Annotated in this window: 23 protein-coding genes; 8 read left to right on the forward strand and 15 right to left on the reverse strand. The window is 33.2% G+C overall.

The window, feature by feature from the left end; translation table 11 throughout:
* The first annotated feature begins 16 nt into the window (after window positions 1-16).
* Window positions 17-490 (forward strand): DUF3347 domain-containing protein, encoded by a 474-nt coding sequence (locus tag EG358_RS12155; RefSeq protein ID WP_076558457.1) that lies wholly within the window; start codon window positions 17-19, stop codon window positions 488-490.
* Window positions 491-522: 32 nt separating this feature from the next.
* Here the strand turns inward: EG358_RS12155 and EG358_RS12160 are convergent, their stop codons facing one another.
* From EG358_RS12160 to EG358_RS12175, 5 genes are all read right to left on the reverse strand, one after another.
* Window positions 523-1641 carry an FAD-dependent monooxygenase gene (locus EG358_RS12160; RefSeq protein ID WP_076558459.1) on the reverse strand — a complete coding sequence of 373 codons (1119 nt, stop codon included), beginning with the start codon at window positions 1639-1641 and terminating at the stop codon, window positions 523-525.
* Window positions 1642-1722: 81 nt separating this feature from the next.
* Window positions 1723-1872, reverse strand: coding sequence for a hypothetical protein (locus EG358_RS19665; protein WP_159436354.1), 150 nt, complete (start codon window positions 1870-1872; stop codon window positions 1723-1725).
* Window positions 1869-2300 (reverse strand): hypothetical protein, encoded by a 432-nt coding sequence (locus tag EG358_RS12165; RefSeq protein ID WP_076558461.1) that lies wholly within the window; start codon window positions 2298-2300, stop codon window positions 1869-1871. The genes EG358_RS19665 and EG358_RS12165 overlap by 4 nt, the downstream gene beginning before the upstream one ends.
* A 201-nt stretch (window positions 2301-2501) precedes the next feature.
* Window positions 2502-3368, reverse strand: a complete 867-nt coding sequence (locus EG358_RS12170; protein ID WP_027385416.1) for a sigma-70 family RNA polymerase sigma factor — start codon at window positions 3366-3368, stop codon at window positions 2502-2504.
* Window positions 3369-3837: 469 nt separating this feature from the next.
* Window positions 3838-4629, reverse strand: coding sequence for a S1/P1 nuclease (locus EG358_RS12175; RefSeq protein ID WP_076558463.1), 792 nt, complete (start codon window positions 4627-4629; stop codon window positions 3838-3840).
* A 293-nt stretch (window positions 4630-4922) separates the two neighbouring features.
* Between EG358_RS12175 and EG358_RS12180 the strand changes: the two genes are divergently transcribed.
* The 5 genes from EG358_RS12180 to EG358_RS12200 all read left to right on the forward strand — a co-directional run bounded on the left by EG358_RS12180 (window position 4923) and on the right by EG358_RS12200 (window position 11974).
* Window positions 4923-5864, forward strand: coding sequence for a type VI secretion system baseplate subunit TssG (locus EG358_RS12180; RefSeq protein WP_076558465.1), 942 nt, complete (start codon window positions 4923-4925; stop codon window positions 5862-5864).
* A 54-nt stretch (window positions 5865-5918) separates the two neighbouring features.
* Window positions 5919-6812: a TssN family type VI secretion system protein gene (locus EG358_RS12185; protein ID WP_076558467.1), complete on the forward strand. Its 894-nt coding sequence runs from the start codon at window positions 5919-5921 to the stop codon at window positions 6810-6812.
* A gap of 31 nt (window positions 6813-6843) precedes the next feature.
* Window positions 6844-7989 (forward strand): hypothetical protein, encoded by a 1146-nt coding sequence (locus EG358_RS12190; protein ID WP_076558468.1) that lies wholly within the window; start codon window positions 6844-6846, stop codon window positions 7987-7989.
* A gap of 239 nt (window positions 7990-8228) precedes the next feature.
* Window positions 8229-9407, forward strand: a complete 1179-nt coding sequence (locus EG358_RS12195; RefSeq protein ID WP_076558469.1) for an aminotransferase class V-fold PLP-dependent enzyme — start codon at window positions 8229-8231, stop codon at window positions 9405-9407.
* 164 nt (window positions 9408-9571) lie between these two features.
* The gene (locus EG358_RS12200; RefSeq protein WP_076558470.1) at window positions 9572-11974 is read left to right on the forward strand and encodes a prolyl oligopeptidase family serine peptidase; all 2403 of its coding nucleotides are present in this window, start codon (window positions 9572-9574) and stop codon (window positions 11972-11974) included.
* 324 nt (window positions 11975-12298) lie between these two features.
* Here the strand turns inward: EG358_RS12200 and EG358_RS12205 are convergent, their stop codons facing one another.
* The 5 genes from EG358_RS12205 to EG358_RS12225 form a co-directional block, all read right to left on the reverse strand.
* On the reverse strand, window positions 12299-13663 hold the full coding sequence (locus EG358_RS12205; RefSeq protein ID WP_076558472.1) for an MATE family efflux transporter: 1365 nt from the start codon (window positions 13661-13663) through the stop codon (window positions 12299-12301).
* Window positions 13664-13732: 69 nt separating this feature from the next.
* On the reverse strand, window positions 13733-14917 hold the full coding sequence (locus tag EG358_RS12210) for a sigma-54-dependent transcriptional regulator (RefSeq protein ID WP_076558474.1): 1185 nt from the start codon (window positions 14915-14917) through the stop codon (window positions 13733-13735).
* Window positions 14918-14973: 56 nt separating this feature from the next.
* A complete protein-coding gene (locus EG358_RS12215) occupies window positions 14974-15633 on the reverse strand; it encodes a YggS family pyridoxal phosphate-dependent enzyme (protein ID WP_076558476.1) in 660 nt (219 codons plus the stop codon).
* Between the two features lie 236 nt (window positions 15634-15869).
* Window positions 15870-16733 carry a polysaccharide deacetylase family protein gene (locus tag EG358_RS12220; RefSeq protein ID WP_076558477.1) on the reverse strand — a complete coding sequence of 288 codons (864 nt, stop codon included), beginning with the start codon at window positions 16731-16733 and terminating at the stop codon, window positions 15870-15872.
* A 114-nt stretch (window positions 16734-16847) separates the two neighbouring features.
* The gene (locus EG358_RS12225; RefSeq protein ID WP_076558479.1) at window positions 16848-17579 is read right to left on the reverse strand and encodes a DUF72 domain-containing protein; all 732 of its coding nucleotides are present in this window, start codon (window positions 17577-17579) and stop codon (window positions 16848-16850) included.
* 418 nt (window positions 17580-17997) lie between these two features.
* Between EG358_RS12225 and EG358_RS12230 the strand changes: the two genes are divergently transcribed.
* The gene (locus tag EG358_RS12230) at window positions 17998-19236 is read left to right on the forward strand and encodes a DUF4331 family protein (RefSeq protein WP_076558481.1); all 1239 of its coding nucleotides are present in this window, start codon (window positions 17998-18000) and stop codon (window positions 19234-19236) included.
* Window positions 19237-19275: 39 nt separating this feature from the next.
* On the opposite strand, the gene EG358_RS12235 is transcribed toward EG358_RS12230, so the two are convergent.
* The 3 genes from EG358_RS12235 to EG358_RS12245 form a co-directional block, all read right to left on the reverse strand.
* On the reverse strand, window positions 19276-22029 hold the full coding sequence (locus EG358_RS12235; protein WP_076558483.1) for a heavy metal translocating P-type ATPase: 2754 nt from the start codon (window positions 22027-22029) through the stop codon (window positions 19276-19278).
* Between the two features lie 118 nt (window positions 22030-22147).
* Complete coding sequence (locus EG358_RS12240) at window positions 22148-22708, reverse strand: helix-turn-helix domain-containing protein (protein ID WP_076558485.1); 561 nt, start codon at window positions 22706-22708, stop codon at window positions 22148-22150.
* The gene (locus EG358_RS12245) at window positions 22705-23100 is read right to left on the reverse strand and encodes an acyl-CoA thioesterase (protein WP_076558487.1); all 396 of its coding nucleotides are present in this window, start codon (window positions 23098-23100) and stop codon (window positions 22705-22707) included. The genes EG358_RS12240 and EG358_RS12245 overlap by 4 nt, the downstream gene beginning before the upstream one ends.
* A 260-nt stretch (window positions 23101-23360) precedes the next feature.
* On the opposite strand from EG358_RS12245, the gene EG358_RS12250 reads away from it, so the two are divergent.
* Window positions 23361-23741 carry an RNA recognition motif domain-containing protein gene (locus tag EG358_RS12250; protein WP_066680485.1) on the forward strand — a complete coding sequence of 127 codons (381 nt, stop codon included), beginning with the start codon at window positions 23361-23363 and terminating at the stop codon, window positions 23739-23741.
* A gap of 116 nt (window positions 23742-23857) precedes the next feature.
* On the opposite strand, the gene EG358_RS12255 is transcribed toward EG358_RS12250, so the two are convergent.
* Together EG358_RS12255 and EG358_RS12260 are read right to left on the reverse strand one after the other, a co-directional pair.
* Window positions 23858-24331: a BlaI/MecI/CopY family transcriptional regulator gene (locus EG358_RS12255; protein WP_076558489.1), complete on the reverse strand. Its 474-nt coding sequence runs from the start codon at window positions 24329-24331 to the stop codon at window positions 23858-23860.
* 51 nt (window positions 24332-24382) lie between these two features.
* Entirely contained in the window at window positions 24383-25030 is a 648-nt protein-coding gene (locus EG358_RS12260) for a phosphatase PAP2 family protein (protein ID WP_076558494.1), read from the reverse strand.
* Window positions 25031-25121 lie beyond the last annotated feature (91 nt).

A 25121-nucleotide genomic window follows, 5' to 3' on the forward strand; every position in this document is an offset into this window, starting at 1 on the left:
AATTTGTGAAATTAAAATGAAAAAACATATCGTCACCTTTCTGTTTTCAGTATTTGCCCTTTTATCTGCAAACGCGCAAACGAAAACAAATCCTCAATTATCAAAACTATATCAGAATTATATTTCTGTAAAATCTGCTTTAGCTTCGGATGATTTTAAGAAAACTTCAGTTGCAGCAGGAGAATTTCTTAAAACTGTATCTTCAATAAATTCAAAATCTTTAGATGAGAAAAAATTGAATTCATTAAAATCTGATGCAAAAATAATTTCTTCTGCAAAAAATATCGATGCACAGAGAAAACCATTTTACAGATTATCTGAAGTAATGATTGCGGTAGCTACAGAAAACAAAATTTCCGAAAAAACCATTTTTGTACAATATTGTCCAATGGCAGAAGGGAGCTGGTTGAGTAACGAAAAACAGATTATCAATCCTTATTATGGAAGCTCAATGCTTAAATGCGGTTCCGTAAAATCTGAAATAAAATAATAAAAAAAGAAACTCAAATTGAGTTTCTTTTTTTATATCTCCAGTTTTAAAATCTTTTCTACCATTTTCTGATTAAGGCTTTCCGGAATCGAACGCATCAAAAAATTCCGGATCTGATTTCCTTTTTCCCACTGAGAAATTTTTCCGATTGTCCAGCTGTTTTTAACGATCATATCTACTTTTTTTCTTCTGATTTTCTGAAACTCTTCAAAGACTGAATTAAAATCTCTATTTCTTTCTAACAATTTTCCAATCACATAAGCATCTTCAATCGACTGACAAGCACCTTGTCCCATATTTGGAGTGGTTGCATGAGCTGCATCACCAATGAGACAAAGATTTTCAGCATACCATTTCGGAATAGGAGTGAGATCGATGATATCATTCAGAATAATATTTTCCGGTTTTGTTGCTTCTAAAATTTGCAAAACCAATGAGTCAAAATCTTTGAAGGTTTCAATTAAATCAAGGTTTTCTCTGAATTTATTTTCATTCACCAAAGCGTACCAATAGACTTTTTGCTCTGAAATTTTCACAAAACCAAAACGTTTTCCTTTTCCCCAGATTTCCAAAGCATGATTGTTGTATTTTTCGGGAAGTTCGAAATTGGTTAAGCCACGCCAACATTTTTGCCCGGCATTTCTGATATTTCCAGTTTTAAAAATCTGATTTCTGACTTTAGAGTGAATTCCATCGGTTCCAAAAACGATATTACTTTCTGCTTTAAAACCATTTTCAAACTCTAAAAGATAATTTTCTTTCTTCTGAATTTGTTGTAAAGAATGATTGAGTTTTATATTTTCGAGCCCTAAATTTTCAGCTAAAATATTTTGAAGTTCAGCCCTGTGAATCGCAACATTGCAAGAATTGAATTTCTTTTCTAAAGCCAAAACATTCGTTGTAGAAATGGTTTTCAGTTTTTCATCTGTAATACAGATTCCGTGAATTTTATTTCCTGCATTTTCAATTTTCTCTTTTAAGCCTAATTTGTCAAAAATCTGCATCGCATTAACGGCCATCATTATTCCGGCTCCGACAGGTTTTATTTCTGGTGCAGATTCGTAAATGGTAAAATCAAAATTTTGTTGCTTAAGAATGTTTCCTAGAGTTAAGCCGCCGATTCCTGCTCCGATGATTGAGATTTGATTCATTGTACTTTATTTATAAGCCACGAATTCACAAATAATTTTAAATTACATATAAAAAAAAAATCGTGCATTCGTGGCAAAAATTTACTTCAAATTTTTCAATTCATTCAACAATTGATTTTGCTTGTTGATAAAATTATTTAAGCTGTCCGTTTTCAAAGGATGAGCGTTTTGATATTTTTCAATTTCAGGAAGCGTTTTTTTGATTTTGAAAGCATTGTAGAGTGAATTCAATTTTGATTAGTTTGGATTTTTAATTTTTCAATATTTCTTACTTTTAAATCATATTTTTCAGAACTGTTTAAAACAAGGGCTAAAAGTTGTTTTTTTAGTAAAGAATCATGGATGTTTTTTGCTCGAATTTGTGCATCGTTATAATAGCTCTCAGAATTACTAATTATATCATTATAAATATTATTCACAACTCTTGTGTCATTCTGTAATGCTAAAAATTTCTCATGAAACTTCTTTAACTTTTCATCTTTCTTAATTTGTTCGTTGAAAATTCCATCTACGATAGCTTCAGAATTTCCCATTCTTTTAATAGGAAAACTTGATGTTGTATTTTCTGCTGCATTTTCAATAATAGTAGTGTTGTCTGATTTTTTTGAACAAGAAACTATTAATAAAAATAGAGTACAAGTAATAAGTATTTTTTTCATATATGTTTTTTTATTGGGTTTTATTTGAAATCTCTTAATCTTCTATTTATTGTAGAGATTCTTCACTCCGCTAAGCTTCATTCTGAATGACAGACGTTATGGTTAATTCATTATCTTAATGAGTTGAAGATACTCAAAAATTGTCACAAAAAAACGGAGTCTGAAAAATCAAACTCCGCTAATAATTATGTAAACTAAAAATTATTTACCTAAATAAGATTTCAAAATCTTACTTCTGGTATTGTGTTTTAGTCTTTTAATTGCTTTTTCTTTAATCTGACGAACTCTTTCTCTGGTAAGATCAAAAGTTTCACCGATTTCCTCCAAAGTCATTGGATGTTTTCCGTTCAATCCGAAATACAATCTTACCAAATCTGCCTCTCTCGGTGTTAGAGTGTTTAATGCTCTTTCAATCTCAATTTGAAGAGATTCAAGCATCAAATCTTTATCCGGGCTTGGAGATTCTCCAGAACGTAAAACGTCATAAAGGTTAGAATCTTCACCTTCTACCAAAGGCGCATCCATAGACAAATGTCTTCCGGAGTTTTTCATAGATTCTTTGATATCTTCCTCGCTCATGTCAAGAACTTCAGCCAATTCTTCCGGAGAAGGTGGTCTTTCGTTTTCCTGCTCAAGGTGAGCGTAAGCTTTGTTGATTTTGTTGATCGATCCAATTTTGTTCAATGGCAATCTTACAATTCTCGATTGCTCTGCCAAAGCCTGTAAAATCGACTGACGAATCCACCAAACTGCATAAGAGATAAATTTGAAACCTCTTGTTTCATCATATCTTTTTGCAGCTTTCATTAATCCTAAATTCCCTTCATTAATTAAATCGGGCAAAGAAAGACCTTGGTTTTGGTACTGCTTAGATACAGAAACTACGAAACGAAGGTTGGCTTTGATTAATTTTTCCAATGCGGCTCTGTCACCTGCACGAATTCTCTGCGCCAAATCTACCTCTTCGTCTGCCGTAATTAGTTCTACTTTACCAATTTCCTGCAAATACTTGTCTAGTGAAGCGGTTTCCCTGTTGGTAACCTGCTTGGTTATTTTTAATTGTCTCATTTATTTTATGCTCAAAAATAGAGTTGCTATTACATTATACGTTCGAAACATTAAAAAGGTTACACAAGTTACAATAATTTTTTATTCAGTTAAGATAATGTTGAGAATTTAGTTGTAGATTATCTGAAATTTTTATAAAGAGCTTTTTCCCGCTATCCACTGTATCTTTTTGGTACCGATCTCCGCTTCGCTACGTCCGCCACCAAAAAGGATGTCGTTACTATCGGGGCTATGGTTGTAGTCATAAATTCAACATTCGGAAAAATATCCGCATAGTTTGTCATCCTGAAAGGATCTAAACTTGAATGTTTTCATTCTTTTTCTAATATTATATTGAGATGCTTCCAGCATGACAAAGTATGATAAATTATTACATTTAAAACAAAAAAGCGAAACCGAAGTTCCGCTCTATAATTTAAGGTAAAAATAAAAATTGACTTTTAAAATTCACCATTGACTATTCACTTTTTTAGAATAAATCATTCAACAATTTCGCCAATCTTAAACCTCCGTAAAGAAGTTGTCTTTCCATGGTATCATTAAATTTATACTGATAATCATAAGACAATTTTGATCCGTCCGGCGTTTGAGCATAGATTTTATTGGCAATCTGATGAGAATCGTACAACCAGTTTTCTAAAGTCCCGGATTGAATTTGTTTTACTTCATCTTTAGATTTAATATCTAAAAGCTTTGCATATTCTGTGTAGCTGTATTTTTGTGAATCTACTAATTTTCCGTCCCAAACTGAATGAAGATTTGTTTTATCACCAAAATAAGTAACGTTGATTTTGTTTCCACCCAAATCTTCAGATCTTCCGGTGTGCATTGGCTGTGCCAAGTCTCCCATCATATGAATAAGGAATATCAAAGCAATTTTTCTGTCTTTTTCAGAAGTTTTTTCATCCTTGATCTGACTCGATAATACTTTGATCTGCGAATAAAGATTGGCTCCGGCCTGAGCTTTCAAATCTTTTTCAAACGCTGTAAAATCTGTTTGTGGATCAATGTTTACATAATGCCATGCTGAAGCCTGTTTCCAAGCACCGGTGGTATCAGATTTAATAAAATCCGGCCAGTTTGCCCAATACGCCATTCTTTCTTGCCCCAACATTTTTCTGATTTCTCTCTTTGCTTTTCCCGAAAGATGATTTTCTGCAATCTCCGCAATCACTCGATGACCCGTTAATCCCCATGCATAAGAATAAACTGAACTTGCAACGAATGCCAAAAGCAAAATTTTAGAATAAATACTTTTCATTTCTTTAATTAATTTTCGAGTTGCAAATATAAGTCAGCCACATGGAAATTTAGCTTTAAAATGATTTTTTGTTGGTTGGGGAACTGTTAATTTTACGTAAAGTATATTTCCAAATATCGCCGGAATTTCCATTAAGTTTAAAACATTTCTATTTTAATAAAGATTAATACATAAGGAAATCAATAATTTATATTAAATTACATCATTAAACATAAAAATTTGAGATAAATACTTTTTCAATATAAAGAGATATTTTATCTTTACGATACCAAACATGATCACAGGAAAAAAATATGTACGATAACAGCACGATAGATATGCATTACAACAAGCTGCAGACAGATTTTAAAGCTGAAGCAGTTGCTGTAAATCTCTTAAAATATCACAGATCTGTAAGCAATATTTTTATTGACAGAATAGGAATAAACGACAGAGCTTATCTTAAAGACATTAAAAGTATTTCAAGTCATTACTTAGGTTTTGACGAGGAAGTTCTCAATATTAAAACGTATCGCGAAGGTATTTACGATTATCTTCCGGAAGGTGTTTTTCATCCGCCGTCACTCAATACATCAAGAAAAAATGTAGAAGGTGTTGTAAAAGAAATCCGTAAACAGAAACGGATAGAAGACGATGCGCGAAAGTTTTTCAGGCCTTTTGAATTAGAAATTTTTTTCACTGAAATAAGTGCTTTACTCAAAGAATATGATTTCGATCTGGCGAGTGATACCGATTCGCTTCTTAATATCTTCAGTGAACTTTGGCCAATCATTAAAATGCTGGACAAGCAGAATGCGTACATTTTTCTTCATGTTTTGCCATTTTTCCACCAGATCAGAGGTGACAAAAAATGGTTTGAACGTTGCATGACTGCGTTTCTGAAAGTTCCCGTTGAGATTACTTTTACGCCCAATGAAATCGATAGAATGAAAGAAGACGATTCATCAATACTTCTGGGAAATTCAAGATTGGGTGTCACGTTCATTGCGAGCGGAAAACATATGGATGGCGAAAGAAACTGGATTGTAAATATAGGCCCGATCCCGTATGACGAGATGAAAAATTATATTCCCGGTCATCCTTTTAGAAAAGTTTTACAGGCTTTGTACGATTATTGCCTTCCTGTTTCTGTAGATATTGAAGAAAATTTTATCACAGAAAAAAGAGATTATTCTTTTGTGTTGGAAGACGATCAAAGAAATACAAACAGGCTTGGTTATTCTACTTTTCTGTAAAATATTTTAATTATATTTACATTCATCAATCAAACTAAATATTAAAAGAAATAAATGGAAATTTCTTCAGTAAAAGGTATATTTTTAAGGTATATTTTGGTCCCGCTTATTGCTGTTATCATGATGGTAATTTTGGGGGTCATCAGAAAAAACAAACCTGCAATAAAAATCAGAGTTATTATTGTTTATGTACTCTTGTGCAGTTTGTGTCTTGCTCTGCCTGGTCTTTTCGGCTTTTCAGGAAATTCGTTTAATCCGTATTGGTATCTTATTTCTCAGATAATTTATCTTATTTTCGGGATTATTCATGTCAATTTGATGCATACGTTTTTCAGAAAGCACTTTCAGTCGCAGACTACAAGCATTACTTTCGAGTCTATATTGTCGGTAACCTGTGCTCTTGTGGGGGCTTATCTTTTTGTTCTTATTTTCGGATTGATCAGTAAAGGAGCAGGATATCCTGTAATGTCTGCAACCAGTGTACTTATATTTTTTGTGCCGTTGGTATTCTATTATTGCTACATTCAGTTTATCAGTATTCCTGTTGATATTTATAAAACATGGAGATACTCTCCGGATCAGAAACCACCCGATTTTGACGGAGCAGACTTTGACCGTTTAATGGTTTTAAATGTTGAATTGAGCAAAAATCTTGAAGATGCAAACCGTTTTAGAATTAAAGCTAAAACTTTACCGACCGGAGTAACTTTTGGAGACTGGTTTTTCCGTGTTGTTGACGATTACAATCACAAAAACCCTAAATCAATTATTCATCTTACAGATGAGCAAAGACAACCTTATTACTGGATATTCTATACTAAAAAATCGTTTTTCAGTTTTAGAAAATACATCGATTTCGATTTGGATATTACAACGAATACTATTTCGGAAAACGAAGTGGTAATTTGTAAAAGAGTTATTCAGCACGAAGAAGAAGGAAAAAAATAAATAAAAATCACACAAATAACAATATTACAATATGATACAGCCCATAAAACATTTTGCTATCAACTGGGTTGATGGAATGAAAGTTTCGCAGAAACATCTCAACGACCAGGATAATTTTTTAATAGATACGATAAGAGATGGTAATTCGCTTGGGATTACCAATTATAACTACGGTTTGCTGCCTCTTTCGAATGAGTTTACCGATAAAACTATTTTCGATGTTCACAATACAGCAACCAACGATGTGCAATTGTTTATTAAAAATTGCAGTGCTGTAACGTTGGCAGGCTATAGATTGGAATTGAAAGACAGGAGAGTGAGCGTAAAATCTTTGGCTAAATCTTTAAATCTTGATGAAAACCAGATGGATGGAGAATATTATATTTTAATATCCGTAAATCCGTTTGATAAAGTACCTTTTGGAGATATTGATCCTGAAGAAATTCCGCCAAGACATCCGAATTCACACGCCAATTATCATATCGAATTGCTTCCGGTAAGTTCACTGAACAGCAATCATTCGGGAGGAAATTATTTGGTAGTGGGAAAAGTTGATTTCAAAGGCAATATTGCTCAGGTAAACACCAATTTTATTCCGCCGTGCACTTCGATTCAGAGCCATCCGGTTTTGATTGATTATTACAACGGATATGCAAAATCTATTGGAAATTTACAGCAATATGCTTTCAAAATCATTCAGAAAGCTTCGCATAAAAACCAGAATACAGCTTTAGCATTGAATGTAAAAGCTTTGTGTAATGTGTTGGTCAATACTTTTGGAGACATGTATTTTCAGTTCAGGAACATTATTCCGTATCAACCACCGGTTTTCTTGATCGAAACTTTTGCCACATTAGCTTTAAGAATGTACAATTCAACGCAGATTTTAGTTCCCGGAGAATTGGAAGAAATGCTTAATTACAGCTTAGAATGGAGCGAAATTGCGCCGCACACTTTATTAAATCAGCTTTCTACTGTTGCAGAAACCAATTATGACCATCACAATTCCGGAGAACCGCTTTTATACATCAGTCAGATGCTGAAAAGCCTGGAAACTATTTTCTCAAAACTGAGCGAACTGGATTACATCGGACAGAGAAAAGAAAATATCATTGTTAATGAACAGGAAGTTTCTTCAAACACCAATCCAAAAAGAGGTTGGAGTGTTTTAGATTAACAAAAATCATTTTTAAAATAAATAAATCCCGATACTTCAAATTCGGGATTTATTGTATAAAATTGTCATGTCTAATAAGAAGAAAAAGTAAACACGATTTTGTCATTCCGCAAGAATCTAAGCAAAGATTTTAAGATTATATTTATACAAATAGATTTAGATTCCTATGGATTGACAAACTTGGCGGATAAGAAGTGTAAATAAATTACAGCACAATCATTCAAAATTAAATGTAAAAAATGAATACAGATAAAATAAGACAGGAAATAAGAGGTTTATCAGACGGAAAATTATTCTTCAATAATGCAGGTTCTTCGTTAATGCCAAACATTGTAGTAGATTCAATGATCGATTATTTGCGACAGGAAGAACAGTTGGGTGGCTATGAAGTGGCCAATAGAAATGCAGAATTACTTGATAATTGCTATGCTGAAACTGCAAGACTGATCAATTGTAAACCTTCAAATATCGCTTTTATGACAAGTGCTACAGAAGCATTTGCGAAAGCGCTTTCGAGTATTATTTTTGAAGAAGGAGATACGATTATTACAACAGTTGATGATTATATTTCTAATCAGATTACATTTATTTCGCTTCAGAAAAGACTGAATATAAACTTACTCCGAATTAAAAAACTAGAGAATAACGAACTTGATTTAGAAGAACTTGAAAACTTAATCAAAGAACATCACCCGAAACTGGTGGCGGTTACCCATATTCCGACCAATTCAGGATTGATTCAGGATATTGAAGCAGTAGGAAAAATCTGCCGACAATATGATGTTTTATATTTGGCAGATTGTTGTCAATCGGTTGGGCAAATGGTTGTTGATGTCGATAAAATTGGTTGTGATTTTTTAACGGCAACAGGAAGAAAGTTTATGAGAGGGCCAAGAGGAAGTGGTTTTTTATATGTTTCAGACAGAGTTTTAGAGCAAGATTATGCTCCGATTTTGTTGGATATGAGAGGCGCACATTGGTCGGAATACGATAATTACGAATTGTTTAAGACGGCTAAAAGATTTGAGCATTGGGAAGTTTCTTACGCTGCAGTTTTAGGGATGATGGAAGCTGTAAAATATGCCAATACGATTGGTCTGAATACTATTGAAAACTACAACAGAAAATTAGCTGAAACGCTTAGAACAAACCTTAAAAACAGTAGTTTTAAAGTTTTAGATATCGGAAAAAACCTGAGCAGTATTGTAACTTTCTGCGGACCGGATAATGATCTGGAAAATATTCAGAAAGTGTTGAGAGAAAACAATGTTTTCTTTTCGGTAAGCTATAAAAATTCAGCATTAATTGACTTTACGGATAAAAAAGTTGACGGTGCGGTAAGACTTTCGCCTCATTATTTTAATACTTTAGAAGAAGTCGAAAAAGTTTCTGAAGTCCTTAGAAATAGTTTATTATAAGTAAATTATTCGGTCTTCGCTGAGTGAAACGCCCTTGCGAACTAAAAAACATTGAACTGCACAAAGAGAAACCTTTGCGCACTTGGCGTTAAAATTTGGGATCATTATGATGCACCAAAAACTTTAATTACTTTTCATTAAATTCGTAAAAAATCAAAAAGATAATGAAGATTAAATTAACCATCTGTCTTCTTGCGTTTCTTAATTTCTATGAAGCTCAGGAAAATATAACGTATCAGAAACCATCTGCCGAAATTTTAAAGCTTGCAGATTACGACCGACCGCCAAGTGTTTTGACCAATTCTAAAAAGGACTGGGTTGTTTTTGTATACCGACCAACCTATAAAACTTTAGATGATCTCAATCAGCAGGAAATGAAATTGGGAGGATTAAGAATTAATCCTGTGACCAATATTTCGAGCTCTGTTACGTATTCCAACAATTTGAAAGTGCGTAAAATGAACGATAAAACGGAAGTTCAGGTTAAAAATTTGCCTGCAAATCCGAAAATCAGCAATACATCATTTTCACCGGACGAGAAGAAATTAGCTTTTACACATACTACAGATAAAGGAGTTGAACTTTGGGTCCTTGATCTTGAAACGGCAACCGCAAAAAAAATTACTAAAGATAATCTGAATGCCAATTTAGGAAGTCCTTACAGCTGGATGAAAGATTCTCAGAGTTTCTTGATTAAAGTTCTTCCTGAAAACAGACCTAAACTAACAGATTCTTCAAAAGACCTTCCTACAGGGCCAATTGTTTCAACAGCAGATGGAAAAGTTTCTCAAAACAGAACATATCAGGATTTACTTAAAAATCCACAAGACGAGAAGAATTTTGAAATTCTTACTGCTTCCGAATTATATAATGTAGATCTAAACGGAGGCTTAAAAAAGATAAAAGATCAGGATTTATATTCCGGAATAAGCTATTCTCCCGATGGAAATTACCTGATGCTGACTACGATTAAAAAGCCTTTTTCATATATCGTTCCGCTAAACAGATTTCCAATGACCACTACGGTTTATGATGCAAAAGGAAATGTAGTAAAAACGGTGAATGAAGTTCCTTTAAATGAAATTATGCCGAAAGGATTTTCATCTGTAAGAACCGGAAAAAGAGATATGGGATGGAGATCTGATCAACCTGCAACTTTGGTTTACGCTGAAGCTTTGGATGGTGGAGATCAATCGAAAACTGTTGATTTCAGAGATGAAGTTTTCACTTTGGAAGCTCCGTTTACGGCTCAGCCAAAATCTTTCTTTAAAACAAAACAAAGATATGGTGGTGTAAGCTGGACAAACAATCATTATGCTATCGTTGGTGAAAGCTGGTACGATACAAGAAACACAAAATCTTATTTAGTTGATTTAAATACAGGTAAATCTGAAGTAATAGAAGATAGAAATTACCAAGATGTTTACAGTGATCCAGGAAATTTTAACACGACAAAAAATGACTTCGGAAGATATGTTGTAGATATGAAAGGGGAGAAATCTTATCTAATTGGAGACGGATTTACAAAAGATGGTCAGCATCCTTTTATCGATGAAATGGATATGAAATCTTTAAAAAAGAAAAGACTTTATACCTCAAATCTTAAAAATACCAAAGAGGAAATAATCGATATTATTGATCCTAAAAAAGGAGAAGTATTGACGATTCAGCAGTCGGCAAGTCAGTATCCAAATTATTTTAAGAAAAATATTAAATCTAATAAATCTGAAGCAGTAACCAATTTTGCCAATCCTTTTGAAAGCATCAAAGATGTTTATAAAGAAGTGATTACCTACAAAAGAAATGACGGAGTTACTTTGACAGGAACGCTTTATTTACCGGCAAACTATGACAGAAAAGCTAAAAAAGAAAAACTTCCGTTATTAATCTGGGCTTATCCTACAGAATATAAAGACAAGAATACAGCAGGACAAAATACTCAGAACCCGAACGATTTTACATTCCCGTATTACGGTTCTTTTGTGTATTGGACGGCGAAAGGATATGCCGTACTTGATGATGCTGCATTCCCAATTATCGGTGAAGGAAAAACAGAGCCGAATGATACTTTCATTCCCCAACTGGTTGCCAACGGAAAAGCTGCGATTGATGCGGTAGATCAATTAGGATATATCGACAGAACAAAAGTTGCAGTTGGAGGACATTCTTACGGAGCTTTTATGACGGCGAATCTTTTGACACACTCTAAAGATTATGCCTGCGGAATTGCAAGAAGTGGAGCTTATAACAGAACGTTGACGCCTTTTGGTTTCCAGAGTGAGCAGAGAAATTATTGGGATGTTCCGGAAATTTACAACACGATGTCGCCATTTATGAATGCTGATAAAATGAAAACGCCACTGTTATTGGTTCATGGTGATGCCGACAATAATCCGGGAACTTTTACTTTACAGACCGAAAGATATTTTCAGGCTTTGAAAAACCTCGGAGCACCTGTGAAAATGGTTCTTCTTCCAAAAGAATCTCATGGCTATGCTGCCAAAGAAAATATTCTGCATTTGCTTTGGGAACAGGATCAGTTCTTGGAAAAATGTTTGAAGAAATAAATGATAAAACCTCGCCCGAAAAAAGCGAGGTTTTTTGTTTACTTTTTTGGTGTGTTATTTTTTAAATCAAATATTTTAAACCGTAAAAACTCTGGGTTTTAATTGATTTAAAGCATTTTCCAAAATCCTATTGACAATTATAACAAAAGCTCCCGTCGACTTATACAAATCCACAGGAGCTTTTAGAAAAAGCAAGCGTGCAATTTTGAAAAGCTCGCCTGCTTTTTAAAATTGTTTACTTAGCTTTTTAATCTTTGAAAATAATTATTTTGATCCTAAAACGGCAGCTAAATAAAAAAAGCGATCCAAAGACCGCTTTCAATATTATATTTTGTTTGCTTTAATTCTTCGGGCAGACATATCGAGAAAACGTTTCACCAGCATAAAAGCTGAAATCGTTAATCCTAATCCAAGTGCGATCCACATTCCGAAAGCGCCCATTTCTAAGGTTACACAAAGGAAATATCCTAAAGGAATTGTAATAAGCCAATACGCAATAAATGTAATGATTGACGGGATTTTCACATCCTGTAAACCTCTCAACATTCCTAAAGCTGTTACCTGAATTCCATCAGAAAGCTGGAATAAAGCTGCAATAATCATTAGTTTTGAAGCTAACATAATTACTTCTACTTCTTCGGGTTTTGTGAAAAATGTAGGTAAAATATTTCGCCCTAAAATAAATATAACTCCACAAAGACACATAAAAAGAAAAGCAATTTTTAAATTGTTGATTCCTATTTTTCTTAATTCCACAAAATTTTGCTCACCCAATTTTCTACCAATCATAACCGTTGAAGCGACACTGAAACCGATGCATAAATTAAAGGTAAATGATGCCATACTTAAAGCGATCTGGTGTGAAGCAATATCGTGCGATGAAATTAATCCGCAGATAAACGCTGCTCCTGCAAAAGCGGTTACTTCAAAAAACATTTGTAATGCAGTAGGGAAGCCTAATCTTACCATTTTTTCAAACATTTTCTTAGAAAAAACCTGCATTTTTAATGAAAAATCTTTGATGTACTGTTTGGTTTTTGGTTCTTTCATTAAAACAAAATAAAGAAAGACAACCATGAAAATTCTGGCGATTAAACTTGCTAAGGCAGAACCTTTTACACCCATTTCAGGGAAAATCCAAATTCCTTCAATTAATACGTAATTCAGTACAATATTAATCACATTGGCAATGATGGTAGCTTTGGTCACTCCAATCGTATAAGATAATCCTTCAGAAACTTCTCTTAAAGTTTGAAATGCCATAAACGGAACAATGCTGATGGCCATAATCCATAAAAAATCTACGGTGTCGGGAATAATTTTTGCCGGCTGGCCAGAGTGATAGAGTAGAGGTAATCCCAAAAATAAGATAATCATCAGAATAATTCCAACTGACATATTGATGATAAAACCGTGACTGAAAACAGAATTAATGGTTTTGTGGTCATTTTTAGAGTGTGCCTCAGAAACCAATGGCGGAATGGCAAAAGAAAAACCAAGCGCCAAAACAAACATCGAAAAAAATACGGCATTCCCCAAAGATACCGACGCCAAAGCATCTGCTCCCAAGAGTTTACCTACAATGATATTATCAAAAAGGTTGACAGACACCTGCCCAACCTGCGTAAGCATTACCGGAAGAGCCAGCGTTAAGGCTTCTTTCGTGTAATTTTTATTTAAAAAGCTCATAATAGTTCAAAAAAAATTTGCAGTATAGTTACTGCAAATTTTTATAATGTATTTTAATTAATAATTAAATTATTTTCTAACAAAACTTGCAACGTCCTCTTCGGAAACCGTAGCTCCTCCAAGAATAATTAATCTTTCAACAACATTTCTCAGCTCTCTGATATTTCCGGTCCATGAAAGTGCTTTTAATGCATCAATCGCAGAATCATCAAATTTTTTCAACGCAGTACCGTGTTCATCAGCAATCAGTCCCGAAAAGTGATTCACTAAAAGATTGATATCTTCTTTTCTGTCATCCAAAGGCGGTACATATATTTCAATTACAGAAAGTCTGTGATACAAATCTTCTCTGAATCTTCCAGCCTCAATCTCTGTCTGCATATTTTTGTTGGTTGCAGCCAAAACTCTTACATCAACTTTTATTTCTTTGTCGCTTCCTACCGGAGAAACTTTGCTTTCCTGTAGTGCTCTCAAAACTTTTGCCTGAGCAATTAAGCTCATGTCTCCAATTTCGTCTAAGAAAATAGTTCCGCCGTTTGCCTGCTCAAATTTCCCTTGCTTATCTTTGATTGCTCCTGTAAATGATCCTTTTACGTGACCAAAAAGTTCAGATTCGATCAATTCAGAAGGTATTGCCGCACAGTTTACTTCCACCATTGGTCCTCTCGATCTCTCACTTAAATTGTGAATAGCATGCGCTACCAACTCTTTTCCTGCTCCATTGGGTCCGGTAATTAAAACTCTAGCATCAGAAACAGCTACTTTTTCAATCATTTCCTGAATTTTCTTTAAAGCCGCAGATTCACCAATCATTTGGTATTTTTTGTTGACTTTCTTTTTCAGGGTTTTATTTTCGGTCTGAAGATTTTTATTTTCTTTTTTTAATGTTTCTTTCACCAAAGCGTTCTTCACACTTGTAATCAATCTATTGATATCAATTGGTTTAGAAATAAAATCGTATGCCCCGTCCTTTAAGCAAGAAACTGCAGAATCGATGTCGGCGTGCCCGGAAATCATGATAAAAGTGGATTCTGGCTTTAGAGCTAAACTTTGCTTTAAAAGCTCAGTTCCTGAAAGTTTTGGCATTTTGATGTCTGAGATCACCAATGCGAAATCTTCTTTCTCTATTTGTTTATAGCCTTCCAAACCATCGTCGGCAATGACAAATTCATAGTCAGTTAGTTCATCCGAAAGGATACTGTGAAGTACTCCGGAGATTGCTTTTTCGTCTTCTACAATAAGGATTTTTTGCATAGTTGCAAATTTAAGTATTTTTTGCTTGAGTATTAGCAAAAATCATTCCCAAAAGTCTATTTTGAGTAATCTCTTCGCCCAAAAATTGCAGAACCTACGCGTACAGAATTGGCACCACACTCAATAGCAATAGGGAAGTCATCACTCATTCCCATTGATAACGTTTCGAGTTTTTTGATCTGGCTTAGTTCATCAAACAGATTTTTTAAAACTGAAAATTCTTTTTTGATTTGATTTTCATCTTCGGTGAAAGTTGCCATTCCCATCAATCCTGTGATTGCAATATTTTCGAATTCTCCGTTGACAAATTTTTCAAATAAAGGTTTGGCTTCTTCTATTTCCAACCCGAATTTTGTATCTTCTTCGGCAATTTTCACCTGAAGTAGAACTTTTATTGTACGGTTGTACTTTCCGGCTTCTTTATTAATTTCTTTCAGAAGCTTTTCAGAATCTACACTTTGTATGGTGTCAACAAATTCGGCAATATATTTAACCTTATTAGTCTGAAGATGCCCGATGATATGCCATTGAATATCTTTCGGAAGGAGAGGGTATTTCTCAACCAATTCCTGAACTTTATTTTCACCAAAAACTTTCTGCCCCAAATCGTAAACCTCCTGAATAGTAGAAGTGGGATGCGTTTTTGAAACTGCAACCAATTCGACATTTTCCGGAAGACGTCTTTTTATATCGTTGTAATTTTCCTGAATACTCATAATTGCAAATTTCTGAATTTTAAAATAAATTTTAAGGATTTAAATAATTTTTTAAACCATTAAGGTTTTATTAAGGAGTTAAGAATATTAAGTTGAGCTTTGCTCTTTAAAAATCTATTTGATTTTTCTTAATGATGCTTAACTTCTTAAATTTCCTTAATGGTTCAATTTTAAAAGTTATTATTAAAGATGTCATGCTAAGCGGAGTCGAAACATATATTATAAGTGAAAAAAGATTAATTTAAAATCTCATTGATCTTCGGATAAGCCGAAACTTTTCTGAAAACAAACCGGTTTGATTTCTGTAGTTTTTCGATAAATAAATCCAGCTCGTTAATCGAATCTGAATCGTTAAGATATTGATCGTGGGTAAGCAAAACCAAATGTCTTGATGTTTTTTCAAGATCATTAAAGAAAATACTGTCTACTTTTTTTAGCATCGCTTCATGATTTCCTTTTAAAGTCATTTTATTGGTCGGTTTCCATTCCAGATCCCAACCTATTACCTTGTAGCCTGCTTTTTTTAATCTGTTTGCTGCTTCAGAAGAACTTTTAATATCGGTAACATTAATATTATTAAGCCTCCAAATATTTCTTCCTGGTGTTCTTGCAATTTTTCCAGGAAGTTTTAAGCTGTCTTTAGCAATATTAAAATCATTAACGACTGCCTCAGGATTTTTGTAAAAATCTGAATACCTGTTGTGAGCGTGAGTATGACTGTGATTGGCAAGCTCAATCAAATGGTCTCTTCTCATCTTTTCGAAATCTTCTTTTTGTCTTTTACTGTCTGATGCATGTTTTCCTACAACAAAAGCCGTTGCACAAACATTTCTTTTGTGTAATATTTTTAATAGATTTTCAGTGCCACGATTAGGGCCATCGTCGAAGGTAAGATATATTACTCTTTTATCGGTGGGTACATTCTCATCATCTATTTGAGCGACTTTTGCGACGGGAGGCAGCTTGGTAAGAATTTTTTCGGTTTCTTTTACTTCACTTTTCTGATTGCATCCTGTAAATAATGTTGATGTTACAGTCAATACTGTAACCATCCTTAGAAAAGTCTTATTAATAGACTTTTCCGCAAAAGTTTTTTTCATAAAGATTAATGGGAATTAAATTGTTAAAAAATGTTAAGTTTTACAAATTTTAGTTAACAAAGGTAATGCCAATTTTACTATAAATATCACTTTTTAAGGATTTTTTAATTAAAATTATTTATCTAAATATTTTTTAAGCTCAATAGCATTTTTGATCGCTGCATTTCCCCAGGTATTATTAAAAAATACAAAACCTTTTTTTCCTGATTTTAAGATGTTTTCACTTAAAGATTTTATTTCATCTTCCGAATATTCAGATTTATAGAGTATCGGTTTTCCGTGAAGTCGGTAATAGAATAATTCAAGGTGATTGAGGATGAAATTGTCAGGAAGGTTTCCAGGAAAACTTACTCCGGAAAAGATGATGTTTTTTGAACTTAAAATGTTGTAAATTTCTTCACGCCACCAAGTGTCATGACGGAATTCAATAACATTTAAATACTTAAAATCTACATTATTTAAAATTAAATCCAGATTCTCTTCTGTATTTTTAAACGATGGCGGAAACTGATACAGAAATCCTGATAACTTTTTACCTAAGTTATTTTGAATATGCAAACAGAATTCTGCAATTTCCTCTTTGCAATCTTTCAATCGTTTTTCGTGAGAGATCGTTTTAGGAATTTTAATAAAAAATCGAAAATCATCAGGCGTTTCGTCAAACCATTTTTGGAGTGTTTTTGCAGTTGGTTTTCTGTAAAATGTGGAATTAATCTCAACAGCATTAAATTCCTTCGAATATAAAACTAAAAAGTCTTTACTTTTGGCATCTTCCGGGTATAGCGAACCTTTCCAGTCGTTATTGTAGAATCCTGAACAGCCGATATAGAGATTTCCTTTTTTCATAGTTTACTTAGAGTTTTTAAGTTGTTGATTTATTTATGTTCAAATAAATTATTTTTTACTTTAAAATCAGTTATTTACCTGAAATAGTCACACATTCAATAAAATAATCCGTACATTTAGAAATGTCAAACAAAAACACTTATGATACAAAAATTCAAAATTGTTTCTATTAATGTACTTTAGAGAGATTTGGGTTCCTTTATTAAATATTTAAAATAATAAAATCAAATCTTTTATATTGGAGCATCTCTACAAAATTTATTTAGATCCTTTTACTACGCTGAACTAAATATTTCTAAATCGTAAACTTACTGTTTACACAAAGCGTTTAAAGTTATTTTCTTTGAAAGATTATAATAAAATAAATATACATCATTATAGTATATTTTAAAATAGCACATTACTAAAATTATAAAATATGAAAATTTTGAAAAAAAGTCTATTCTTATTATTTGTGCCTGTTGCTCTTGTTATTTCGACTTCGGGACATCATTTTGAAACTGATCTTGCGAAACAATATCCTCAAATGGATTTAACGGATTTATTTGTATTCGAATCGAATCAACCAAATAAAACTGTTTTCCTTTTGGATACAAATCCACAATCAAAAAAAGATAGTTTTAATTTTTCTCCCAATGGAATTTATAAATTTCATGTAGCCAATAATAAAGCTTTTACTGAAGGACAAACTTTTAGTTTTACTTTTAAGGACAATAAAGTGCAATTTTATTGGGATGGAAATCCTGAAAACGAATTAAGTCAGACCGGTACGCTTATAGCACAAGGTCCTGTAAATCGTATTTTGGAACTCAACAACGGTATTAAAATCTGGACGGGAACTACTCAAGATAATTTTCAGGGAAATGCCGTAGGAGCTGAGCTTTTCAAGCATAAAGTACTAGACGAAGGCGTATATGACTTATCTGCCTTTGATGTAGGAGAAAAAGGGAATTATTTTGGAATAGGAAAATCTTCGGTTATAGTTTTTGAGGTTCCTAATGAGCTTTTATCAGATAATATATTTTATTATGCATCCACTGCTTTTGAGGAAGATGCTAATCATTGGCATCAGGTAAATCATATTGCCAATGTATTATTTCCCCATTTTTACATGGGCTACGACAACAAATTGAGAAGTAAATACGGTTCTCAAGGAGCGGTGGAAGATGATGAAATAAAGCAAAATGTTATCAATAATCTTACTAAATATGTTACGACTGCTGGAATTCAAAAAGATCCAAAAGCCTATGTAGCAAAATTGACAGAGCGCGTTTATCCCGACGTAGTTCCTTATGAAGTGGGCACTAAAGCATCTTACACAGTAGATAAATTTAACGGAAGACCATTGCTTGATGATGCGATGAATGTATCTTTAGGACTTTTGGTGGGTTCCGAAACTGCTTTAGACGATCAGGTGAGTATAAAGCCCGAAAGATATCAACCAAACTTTCCGTTTACCATTCCAATTGATGATGATTATTTAAAAGCTTCACAAAAATCGGTTACGATAAATGTAGAAAATCAAATCGGAGCCAAAAAGAAAAATACTCAAAATACAAAAACTCCTCAAACTCCTATTAATAATTGGATATATTATATTGTAGGTGGTTTGTTTATCGTATTGCTTATCTATTTTTTTACAAGAAAAAAGAAATAATATAAAATATTTTAATAGCTAAATTAACAACTTCTCATTCTAATCAGAATGAGAAGCTGTTATATTTAAATCCACAGAATTAAGACGTAACGAATTTAAAATTACCGATAAAGAACTAAGGCTCATTGCCGCTGCCGCAATCATTGGTGATAACAAAATTCCAAAAAATGGATACAACAATCCTGCTGCAACAGGGATTCCCAAAACATTATAAATAAAAGCAAAGAACAAGTTTTCTTTGATATTTCTCAATAGTTTTTCGCTTAATATTTTTGCTTTGGCAATTCCTAAAATATCACCTTTAAGTAATGTAATTTCTGCCGTTTCTATAGCTACATCGGTTCCGGTTCCCATGGCAATTCCGACATTAGATTGCGCTAAAGCAGGGGAGTCGTTGATTCCGTCTCCGGTCATGGCAACGATTTTTCCCTGTTCCTGAAGTTTTTTTACTTCATTTAATTTATCTTCAGGAAGACAGCTGGCCTTGTATTTTTTAATTCCTAATTCATCTGCTACAGCTTTTGCTGTATTTTCATTATCACCGGTCATCATAATTACTTCAATTCCTTCATTGATTAAATGCTGAACAGCTTTTTTTGAGCTTTCTTTAATCTTATCGCTAAAACTTATAAACCCTAAAGCTTCATTTTCCTGAGCAATAAAAGAGATTGTATGCGCCTTTGATTGAATTTCCTTCGCTTTTAATTTTAGATCTTGCGGAATTTGTATTCCATTAGAAACTAAAAGATTTTCGTTTCCTAGATAAACAGTTTTACCATTGATGATTCCTTTCACGCCTTTACCGGAAATATTTTCAAATTTTTCCACTTTTTCGGCTGAAATATGATCAGTTTTCGCTTTCTTGATCACAGCACTTGATAAAGGATGTTCTGAATTTTGATTTAATGAATAAGCCAGTTTTAAAATTTCCTTTTCAGAAGAATTATTAACGGTTTCGATATGTTCTAAAGATGGTTTACCTTCGGTTAAAGTTCCTGTTTTATCGGTGATCAGAACGTTTACTTTATGCATTAATTCAAGAGCTTCTGCATTTTTTATAAGGATTCCGTTTTTGGCACCTTTACCAATTCCCACCATCAGAGACATTGGAGTTGCCAAACCTAAAGCACACGGACAAGCGACAATAAGAACGGCAACTGCATTGATAAAAGCAAATAAAGTTTTCTGACCTTCCGGGCCGAAAACCTGCCATAAAATAAAAGTAATGACAGCAACAACAATAACGGTCGGGACAAAAACTTTAGCCACTTTATCGGTCAGCTTCTGGATTGGAGCACGACTTCTGCTTGCGTCATTTACCATTTTTATAATCTTCGAAAGCAACGTTTCATCGCCTACTTTTTCGGCTTTCATCAGAAAAACCTGATTTCCGTTAATCGTTCCTGAAGTTACCTGATCATCAATATTTTTCTCAACAGGGATGGGTTCCCCGGTAATCATACTTTCGTCAACTACAGAATTCCCTTCGATTATTTTTCCGTCAACGGGAATTTTTTCGCCTGGTTTTACTTTCAGTATATTTCCAATTTTCACTTCCGAAAGCGGAACTCTTTTTTCTTCATTATTAACCATTAGATTGGCTTCATCAGGTGAAAGATTCATCAGTTCTTTGATGGCATTTCCTGTTTTTTTGTGAGCTAAAGCTTCCATCAGCTGACCTAAAATAACCAATGTCATAATCACGCAAACCGCTTCAAAATATAAAGGAATTTCATGATTGTGACCACGGACTTCATGTGGAAGCAGATCTGGAAAAGCTAAAGCAATGATGCTGAAAATAAATGCCGCAGCAACACCTAAAGCAATTAAACTGAACATATTCAGGTTCCATGTTTTAAATGAAACCCAGCCTCTTTTCATCAAAAACCATCCGGAATAAAATAATACGGGAAGTGTCAAAATCAATTCAAAAATCGCCTGTATATTATGTGAGAAAGGAAAATCAATCAGCATTCCACCCATTGAAAGAATAAAAACAGGAATGGTGAAAGCTAAAGAAATAATGAATTTTCTTTTTAAAATAAGATAGGTATCATCAGTTTCTTCTTCGCCTTTTTCGGGATATTTTACCAGATCCATTCCGCAAACAGGGCAGCCAACATTACTGTCGTAAGTTTTATCGCCTTCGCAGAACATCGGGCAATAATATCTTCCGGCCATATCATCCGTAACTTTTGGGGTTTCGTGATGTTGATGATTGTGGTGTTGATGGGAGTGGGAGCCAGAATTTTCAACCAAATCTTCTGTAATTTCTTCGAGATGCATGTGACAAACCGGGCAATCTGTTTTTTCGTCATACGTTTTATCACCTTCACAGAACATCGGACAATAATAATTTCCGATATTATCTTTGAAACTTTCTGGTAAATTAGTTGAAGAATAGGTCGGTTTATGATTGGGATCTTTTGCTAATTTTTCCTCAATCGGAACCAGATACATATTGCAATCAGGACATCTTTTTCCCTGTTGAAAATATACTTTATCACCTTCGCATTCCATCGGGCAGTGATAAACTGAGGATGGAGAAACACGATCTTGAGGCTTTACAAAAGTATTTTCTGGCTTATTTGGATCTTCCAGTTTGTAATTTCCTATTTCTGAAAGTGCTTTATTGAGATCATTCAGGTTAATTTCTTTATCAGAAGTGATTTCAACAGAGCTGTTTTCAAGATTTACTTTTGCTGAAATATGGTCTAAACTATTCAGTTTTTCTGAAATCTTTTTTTGGCAGCCCGAACAGGTCATCCCCAAAACTTTATATTGTTGGTACATAATTCTAAATTTATGTTACAAATTTCCAAAAATATAGAGAGAGGCTGTTATAGATTTAAGGATAATTGTTATAAAATTTGGCGGTTAAGATTTTGAAAATGAAAAGTCGAAAATAATATTACACTTTATCCAAGGATTTTCTGTTGTGAACTTTAAGTTTTTTAAATTCGGTAGGCGTGAAGCCTGTACTATTTCTGAATTGTGATGATAAGTGCTGCACACTTTTGTAGCCCAGTTTTCCGGCAATTTCAGTTAAGGTAAATTCATTATAAAGAAGCAGCTCTTTTACTTTTTCAATTTTCTGAAGAATAAAAAACTGCTCAACTGTGATATTTTCATTTTGTGAAAAGGTTTTTGATAGTGAACTGTAATCTTTGTGAAGCTCAGAACTTAAAAATTTTGACAGTAAAAAGTTTTCATCAATATCAAGCTTTCCAATTTTAATAATGATAAGATTTTTAATTTTATCAACCAATTGATGAGTCGCATCTTTTATTCTTTCAAAACCGGTTTCTTTTAAACGATTTTCAATGAGCTGAATGTCTGTTTTTGAAATTTCAGCCTCAGTTTCTACCTCACCTAAAGCGATTTGAGTGATTTTTATATTAAATTCTTCAAAAATGGTTGAAACAGCTGCAATACACCTTCCACAAACCATATTTTTTATGAAAATTTTCATAGCAAATTGCTCAATCTGTCTTTTACAAACTCTACTTTTGTTTTTCCGTGTGCTGCAGGATTTCCGTTTTCATCAAGGTTTACCATTACAATCTTATCAACAGTAATGATGGTTTGATGGGTCATTTTGTTTCTCACATCACATTTCAGCGTGAGAGAAGTAGATCCAAAAGATAAAACTTCGATTCCGATTTCGATAATGTCGCCCTGTTTTGCTGAGCTTACAAAATTTATTTCTGAAATAAACTTAGTGACTACTTTTTTGTTTTCTAGCTGAATGACTGCGTATAATGCAGCTTCCTCATCAATCCATTGCAAAAGTTTTCCTCCGAATAGTGATTGATTGGGATTAAGATCTTCCGGTTTTACCCATTTTCTGGTATGGTAATTCATTTTTTATGATTGTTTTCAGTACAAATTTAGTTTTAAAAATAAGTTTTTCAAAAGATTATTTAATGAAAAATTCATGAGTTATTTGCGATATTATTACAAGTTTATGTTACAAGTGAATTAATCTATTAAAAAGTTTTGATTTGTAGTTTTTAATTGTATCTTGCACCTGTTTATATTTGGAATCAATATCATGTTCATTATTATGTTGCTTTTCTATTTATATACCAATCTTATATATTAATTTTTAATTTTTTTTTAAAATGAACATTTTTGTTTCAAACATCAATTACGCAACTAAAGAATATGAGTTGCACGATTTATTCGCAGAATTTGGCGATGTATCATCAGCTAAAATTGTAACAGACAGAGAAACTGGTCGTTCTAGAGGTTTCGGTTTTATCGAAATGGGGGACGAAGAAGGAGGTCAAGCTATTGAAGCTCTTAACCAGAAAGAATTTAACGGAAAAATTCTTAACGTATCTGAGGCTAAGCCAAGAGAAGAAAAACCAAGAAGAAGTTTTGATAATAACAGAAGCGGTGGTGGAAGTTATGGTAACAACCGTGGAGGAGGTAACTCTGGAGGTGGTTACGGAAGCAACAACAACCGTGGAGGTAACGGAGGCGGCGGAAGTCGTTGGTAAAAAATTGAAGCGGCTTTTAAGCCGCTTTTTTTATGTCTTTATTTTTAAAGAATTAGTTTAAAGTTATTTTTCAGTTTTGTTGTTACATCAATTAACTAAAAACCAACAACTATCCACTAATTTTCATTCTTCTTTTTCTTCTTTTTCTTATCCTTTCCTTTCTTGTCTTTTTTAGGGTTTAGGATTTCTTCAGCATACTCCAATTTAGGTTGCTTTATTTTTACAGGTTTCATTTCAATCTTAAGGTCAAAATAAGTTTTAAGATCATTTTGTGAAATCAGATTTTCATTAAATAAGAATTCCAAAATTTCTTTTCCCGAATTGTTAAAGAAATTAAGTGAAAGTTCTTTAAGCAAAAACTTTTTATAATCTTCAAGGGGGACAATTACAGAGTATCTGAAAATTCGGCCTTCTTTTTCGGTAGACAAATATCCTTTTTCAACAAGTATCTTCAGGTAAGTTGAGACCGTATTCTGATGAGGTTTTGGTTCCGGGTGATGCTCCATAACTTCCTTTAGATAAAAGCTTTGGAGTTTCCAGAATAACTTCATTAGATTTTCTTCAGCAGAGGTAAGATGATTTATTTTCATATTTGAATTTAAATTTTAAAAAGTAATAAGCTTACTATTTACACAATAATGTTACTTAATTGTAGTTTCCACCGGAATCACTTCCGTTGGTAAATCATTGCGCTGATACTTATTGTTGCAATAAAGATAAATAAAAGAAACCAAAACCGCGATGCCTGCACCCATAAATACTTCTTTTACGGTATGTCTTTTCAGAATAATTCTTGTAATTCCCACCAAAATAGCAATCCCAAGCCATGCAAAACCGATTTTCACATCAAAAGCAAAGAATAGGGCAGAGACCAAAACATTGAATGCTGTATGCATCGAGCTTTTAATATATAAATTACTGAATTGTAAAGCGAAAAGGAGAATTAAAATAAACAACATCACAAAGTCGATGAATCCATTTTTAATATAGTTGAATGTTAAATAAGAAACAATACACACCGCGATGAAGATATACAGTGTTTTTCTTTGAACCCTGTTTGACACATCCATATTCGTGTATCGCCCTGTTTTTACATTCCAGACAATCCAGATAATTACCGGAAGAATGGTAATAAGTAAAATGGGCAAAAAGTGTGTGAAGGCCTCTTTAAAAGTATAATTCTGAATGCTGAAATACACAAAATAAATAACCAAAGAAACTAAAGGATTGAAAAAGTCTGAGATAATTCTTGAAATAATGTGTAATAAAGAGGTCTTTTTTTCTTGCATAATTAAGTTTGAAATGTAAATATAACATTATAAGTAAAAAACAATTGCTGTGCATGTAATAAAAAACAAAGTTTTTTTTATATTTTTGCTC

The organism is Chryseobacterium indoltheticum (assembly GCF_003815915.1).
Classification (GTDB): domain Bacteria; phylum Bacteroidota; class Bacteroidia; order Flavobacteriales; family Weeksellaceae; genus Chryseobacterium; species Chryseobacterium indoltheticum.